The 6000-nt window shown below is 72.9% G+C and carries 4 protein-coding genes and 1 pseudogene; 4 read left to right on the plus strand and 1 reads right to left on the minus strand.

The features are described 5' to 3' along the window. Positions 1–212: 212 nt before the first annotated feature. Positions 213–434 (minus strand): hypothetical protein, encoded by a 222-nt coding sequence (locus tag AB0J08_RS36160; RefSeq protein ID WP_360642575.1) that lies wholly within the window; start codon positions 432–434, stop codon positions 213–215. A gap of 628 nt (positions 435–1062) precedes the next feature. Here AB0J08_RS36160 and AB0J08_RS36165 point away from each other — a divergent pair. The 4 genes and pseudogenes from AB0J08_RS36165 to AB0J08_RS36180 all read left to right on the plus strand — a co-directional run. After that, positions 1063–4878, plus strand: coding sequence for a nitrate- and nitrite sensing domain-containing protein (locus AB0J08_RS36165; protein WP_360642577.1), 3816 nt, complete (start codon positions 1063–1065; stop codon positions 4876–4878). A gap of 10 nt (positions 4879–4888) precedes the next feature. After that, entirely contained in the window at positions 4889–5302 is a 414-nt protein-coding gene (locus tag AB0J08_RS36170; RefSeq protein ID WP_360642581.1) for a roadblock/LC7 domain-containing protein, read from the plus strand. Positions 5303–5454: 152 nt separating this feature from the next. Further along, positions 5455–5880 carry a DUF742 domain-containing protein gene (locus tag AB0J08_RS36175; protein ID WP_329489726.1) on the plus strand — a complete coding sequence of 142 codons (426 nt, stop codon included), beginning with the start codon at positions 5455–5457 and terminating at the stop codon, positions 5878–5880. Then, positions 5861–6000 (plus strand): annotated as a pseudogene (locus tag AB0J08_RS36180) (ATP-binding protein); the annotation flags it as partial. The gene AB0J08_RS36175 and the pseudogene AB0J08_RS36180, both read left to right, overlap by 20 nt.

Consider the following 6000-nt stretch of genomic DNA (forward strand, 5'->3'; position numbering starts at 1 on the left):
CGCGTGGGGCCTGTGTCGACCCTTCGGCCCTGCTCAGCGCGGTGTCGCCGGGCCCGCGGGGCGGGCGGATCAGCGGGGGCGACCGCACAGCGGGCGGATCACGGGCGGGCGACCGACCGCCCCACCCCGGAGCCGAGCGGGCGACAACACGCCGGAGGGCGCCGTGGGTCGCACCGTCCGGTGCGGCCCACGGCGCCCTCCGGCGCGGGCGGTCAGGCCTGCGGGGCGGCCACCGGAGCGACCATCAGCTGGGTGCGGCGCGGGTTGGCCGTGTTGGTGGGCAGCTCGGTGGCGTAGGTCACCACGTCCTCGGACCTGCGGGCGCCCGGGATCGTGCTGAAGTCCTCGACCGAGGCCAGCGTCGTCCGGCGCGGGTTCGCCGTGGAACGGCTGGAGGACGTGGAGTTCGTGGCGGCCTTGTTCGCCTGGGACATCGCGTCAGCACCTCGGGGTCGCGGCCGGCGCATCGATGGGGAGCGGCGCCGGCCTGAGTGATTCGGGGAGATTCTGGGCAGGCTGATTCGAGGCCGTGCGCCGGATACCGCAAGGTTACGGATCTCTTTCCACAGCCACCGTGACCAAAGCTACACATTGTGCTGTGATTTTGCTCACAAATTGAAGAGCAATTCTCCGATATCCGACATATCGCTTCATCAAGTTTTGCCGACAAAAAGGGTAGAACGGTCATTCGGGGAGCTCTGCGGCTCTTGTTGATCTCCGGTCTCCTTGGCATGTATCCGGCGAGTGTCCGAAAAAGGCGGTATTCCGGTCCGGTTACCGCACAGTCAGTGAAATCGTGCGCGCGGTCGGTAGTGTCGTCCCGCTCGCCCTGGCGGCCCTTGTTGGGATTCCCCGGCTGTGCTGGAATGCCACGGACCGTGGGTAGGGAGCAGTCCACCCCGGTGCCCGCTCTCCCGGACCGGCCGGGGTGCGGATGGAAACTCCACACCGTCCAGGCCGCGGCAACGCGGCGGGACGCCCGGTCCAGAGGTTGCGACGCCAGTGCAGGGACGTTTCAAAAGGGGTAGCGGCGCCGCGGGTGACCCGGAGGCGCGTGAGCCCGTGGCACCACCCCAGCAGGCGGCGGCGCTCGGCGGCCCCGCCGAGCCGGTGACCGAGGCGGTCGGCCGCCCGGAGGACGACGGCGAACAGGACCGGAGTTCCGCCCGGGGCAAGCTCCGCAAGACGCTGACCCGCCGACGGGCCAAGGGCATGAGCCGACTGGCGATGCGCAACTGGCGGATCCGTACCCGCCTGATCGCCCTGCTCGCGCTCCCGGTCCTCGTCGCGCTCGTCCTCGGCGGCCTGCGCATCCAGACCTCGCTCGAGACCTCGCAGCAGCTCGCCCAGATGGCCAACCTCTCGGATCTGGCCAAGAAGGCGACCAACCTCGCCGACGCCCTCCAGACCGAGCGGGACATCAGCGCCGGCCCGATCACCGACAAGCCGAACGCCCCGCTCGACGACGACATCGTCAACGCCCGCAAGATCACCGACGACCTGAGCCGGACCTTCACCGCCTCCTCGGACAAGTTCGAGAACCTGGAGCTCTCCGGCGGCAAGGCGCTGCTGTTCCAGATCCGCAAGGACCTGAACTCGATCTCGGACGCGCGCAACACCCCGTACCAGAACAACCAGAACATCCAGGCGACGATCACGGCCTACGACGTGATCATCCGAGACCTGCTGTCGATCACCCAGGACATCGCGCTCGCGTCCAACAACCGCGACCTGGTCCGCGCCACCCGCGCCCTCCAGCAGTTCTCGCTGGCCAAGAACGCCACCTCGCAGCAGCGCGCCCTGATCAGCGCGGCGCTCGCCAACCCCAAGGGCCCCGACCTCAGCCTGAGCGACGAGTCCTTCGGCATCCGGCTGCGCGCCTCCTACGACAACGCGCTCACCAGCTTCAACAACATCTACACCTCGCACGACCTGGACAACCTGCGCGGCCAGCTCAGCTACAACCTGGTGGTCGCCGCCTCCGACCGGTACGCGCGCTCGGTGCTCCAGCAGAGCGGTATCCACCAGACCGAGGTCGTCAGCTTCAAGGACTGGTACGAGCAGGCCACCGCCAAGATCACCGCCGAGCGGCGGATCGAGTCGAAGCTGATCGAGGACCTCGACGGCAAGGCCCAGGAGCTGCAGTCCGCCGCCGACACCGAGGCCCTGATCATCGGTGCCGCCGTCGCGCTGGTGCTGCTCGTCGCCCTCGGTGGCGCCGGTCTGATCGCCCGCTCGATGGTGCGCTCGCTGACCCGTCTGCAGGCCGCGGCCGAGGACGTCGCCGAGCGGCGGCTGCCCGAGCTGGTCAAGACGCTCTCGGAGAGCGACCCGCACGACGTCGACGTCACCGTCGAACCCGTCGGCGTCGACTCCGCGGACGAGATCGGCCACGTGGCGCACGCCTTCGACATGGTGCACAGCGAGGCCGTCCGCCTCGCCGCCGAGCAGGCCCTCCTGCGCGGCAACATCAACGCGATGTTCACCAACCTCTCGCGCCGCAGCCAGGGCCTCATCCAGCGCCAGCTGTCGCTCATCTCCGAGCTGGAGAGCCGCGAGGCCGACCCGGACCAGCTGGCCAACCTCTTCAAGCTGGACCACCTCGCGACCCGTATGCGCCGCAACGGCGAAAACCTCCTCGTCCTCGCCGGCGAGGACCCGGGCCGCCGCTGGACCCGCCCCGTCCCGCTGGTCGACGTGCTCCGCGCCGCGGCCTCCGAGGTGGAGCAGTACGAGCGCATCGAGCTCGCCACCGTGCCGTCGGCCGAGGTCGCCGGCCGCGTCGTCAACGACCTCGTCCACCTGCTCGCCGAGCTGCTGGAGAACGCCACGTCGTTCTCCAGCCCGCAGACCCGCGTCCGGGTCACCGGCCACGCCCTGCCGGACGGCCGGGTGCTGGTCGAGATCCACGACACCGGCATCGGCCTCAGCCCCGACGACCTCGCCGACATCAACGAGCGCCTGGCGAACCCGCCGACGGTGGACGTCTCCGTCTCCCGCCGGATGGGCCTCTTCGTGGTCGGCCGCCTGTCCCTGCGACACGGCATCCGCATCCAGCTGCGCCCCAGCGACTCCGGTGGCACCACCGCACTGGTCATGCTCCCGGTGGACGTCACCAACTCCGCCGACCGCCGCGGCCCGGCCCGGCCCGGTTCGGCGCAGGCCAAGCAGCAGCAGCGCGGGGTCGCCCCGACGCCGCGTCAGCAGCGCCAGGTGCCCGGTGGGCCGAACGGGGCCCCGCCCGCGCTCGGCCAGGGCCCGACGGGCGGTGCCCCGCAGGGCCGTCCGCAGCTCGGCCAGGGCGGTCCCGGTGCGCCGGGCGGCCAGGGCGGTCCGGGCGGACGCGCCGGCGGCGGCCTGCCGACCCGCCAGGTCGGCCAGTCCCTGCGCGAGACCGCACCGCAGGGCCCCCAGGCCCAGCAGAACCCCCAGGCTCCCCAGGCTCCCCAGGGTCCGCAGACCCCCCAGGGCCCCCAGGGCCAGCAGCCTCGTCCGAACCCGCAGGGCGGTCTGCCGCAGCGCGGACCGGGCCGGCAGGCCCCGCCGCAGGGCGGCCCCGCTCCGCTGCCGCGCCGCGGCCAGCAGCAGCCCCCCGCACCGCAGCCCGGCCAGGGACAGCCCGGTCCGGGTCAGCCCGGCCAGGGCCGACCCGCCGACGGCCGGCGCCCCGCCCAGGAGCGGCCGCGCCCCGGCGCGGACCTCGGCGGCGGTCCGGGCCCCCGGACCGGCGAGCAGCCGCAGCACGGCTGGGCCGACCAGTCGGGCCGTCCGGGAGCGCCGCAGGGCGCCCGCCCGGGCAACCGCCCGCAGGAGGGGCTGTCGCCGCGTCGCCAGCCGGGCCAGGCCCCGCAGGGCCAGGGCGGCCCGGGTGGCCAGGGCCCGCAGGGGCCGCGCCGTCCGCAGCGCCCCGGTCCGGACGCGCCGCAGCGCGAGCGCCAGCCGCAGCTGCCGCAGCAGCAGCAACAGGCCCAGCCGCTGCCGCCGGCCGAGCCCTCGTCGATGGAGAGCACCGCGCAGTTCGCGCGGCCGCGCTTCGAGGCGAGCGAGATCGACCCGCGTGACCCGCTCGGCCTCGGTCTGGTCGAGCCGGTGCTGCCGAACGTGCCGAACCCGGCGCGTCCGGAGCCGGTCCGCCAGGAACAGCCCCGGCCCGAGCCGGTCCGCCAGGAGCCGATGGCGCTGCCGACCGGCCCGTCCGACGGCGGTACGCCGATCTTCGAGACGGTCGAGCAGACCTGGCACCACGAGGACGGCCGGCAGGCCGAGGCCGCCCAGGCGGCCCGGGCCCGGCAGTACCAGCCGCGCCGCCCCGGGACCAGCGCGCCCGGCCTCCAGCAGCAGGGCCAGCCGCAGCAGGCTCCCCGGCAGCAGGCCCAGCACGCCCAGCAGGCACCGCAGGCCCAGCAGCACGCCCAGCAGGCTCAGCAGGCCCAGCAGCACGCCCAGCAGCAGGCTCCCCAGCAGGGCCAGCCGCAGCAGGCCCCGCAGGGCGGACCGGGCGACGCCCCGTGGCGCCCGTCCGCGAACGACGAGCGCTGGCGCCGGGCCGAGCAGGTCCGGGAGCCCTCGACCAGTGGCGTCACCATGTCCGGTCTCCCCCGGCGGACCCCGCAGGCCAATCTGGTCTCCGGCACCGCCGAGGCATCGCCGCTGACCGGTCCTCAGGTGTCCCGTGCACCGGAGGAGGTGCGCGGCCGGCTCACCAACCTGCGCCGCGGCATCCAGCAGGGCCGCCGGGTCGGCGCCGAGCAGGCGGCGGGCCAGGGCAACCAGGGCGGCCAGGGCAACCAGCACGGCCAGCATGGTGCCCAGCAGCCGGGATTCGATAGTTTCGGGGGCCGGACCGACGGCAACGGCGCAGATCATCAGGAGCGTTGAGTTGAATCAGATGAGCCAGGCCGCACAGAACCTGAACTGGCTGATCACCAATTTCGTGGACAACACCCCCGGGGTGTCGCACACGGTGGTGGTCTCCGCCGACGGCCTCCTGCTGTGCATGTCCGAAGGTTTCCCCCGCGACCGCGCCGACCAGCTCGCCGCCGTCGCCTCCGGCCTCACCTCCCTCACCTCCGGCGCCAGCCGGATCTTCGAGGGCGGCGAGGTCAACCAGACCGTTGTCGAGATGGAGCGCGGTTTCCTCTTCCTGATGGCCGTCAGTGACGGCTCCTCCCTCGCCGTCCTGGCGTCCCCCGACTCCGACATCGGCCTCGTCGGCTACGAAATGGCACTGCTCGTCGACCGCGCCGGCGCCGTCCTCACCCCCGCACTCCGCGCAGAACTCCAGGGCAGTCTCCTGCACTGAGCGGCGACCTCACCCGTCCCACCTCCCCGCCGGGCCTGACCCGACCAGGCCCGGCGCCTCACCCTCAGCTACCCTCAGGCAGCTGATTTCGCCTCAGCTGGCATCGCCCCAGCTGGAACCGGCTGCCCAAGGCTGCAGCACAAGGAGGACCCATGACCCCGCCTTCGACACCCGCCGGCTCGTACGGCAGCGGGTACGGCAGCGGCTACGGCGGGCAGCAGTCCGACGGCTACGAGCAGCAGCCGCTGGTCCGCCCGTACGCGATGACCGGCGGCCGCACCCGGCCCCGGTACCAGCTCGCCATCGAGGCGCTGATCTCGACCACGAGCTCCGCCGAGCGGACCGGCGGCCTGCTGCCCGAGCACGCCCGGATCGTGAACCTCTGCCGTGAGGTCAAGTCCATCGCGGAGATCTCCGCACTCGCCGGCGTGCCGCTCGGTGTCGCCCGCATCCTCGTCGCCGACCTTGCCGAGGCCGGTCTCGTCGCCATCCACCAGCCCGCCGCCGCGGGCGAGTCGGGCGGAACGCCCGACGTCACGCTGCTCGAAAGGGTCCTCAGTGGACTTCGCAAGCTCTAACGGAGCCACCCGCGCCACGACGTCGGCGAAGATCGTCGTCGCCGGCGGCTTCGGTGTCGGCAAGACCACGCTCGTCGGCGCCGTCTCCGAGATCAACCCCCTGCGCACCGAAGCCGTCAT

Source organism: Kitasatospora sp. NPDC050463 (genome assembly GCF_040655255.1).
In the GTDB taxonomy this organism is placed as follows: Bacteria; Actinomycetota; Actinomycetes; order Streptomycetales; family Streptomycetaceae; genus Kitasatospora.

Coding starts and splice junctions, on each gene's coding strand:
- AB0J08_RS36160 (WP_360642575.1), bottom strand. CDS start 434: ATGTCCCAGGCGAACAAGGCCGCCACGAACTCCACGTCCTCCAGCCGT.
- AB0J08_RS36170 (WP_360642581.1), top strand. CDS start 4,889: ATGAGCCAGGCCGCACAGAACCTGAACTGGCTGATCACCAATTTCGTG.
- AB0J08_RS36175 (WP_329489726.1), top strand. CDS start 5,455: ATGACCCCGCCTTCGACACCCGCCGGCTCGTACGGCAGCGGGTACGGC.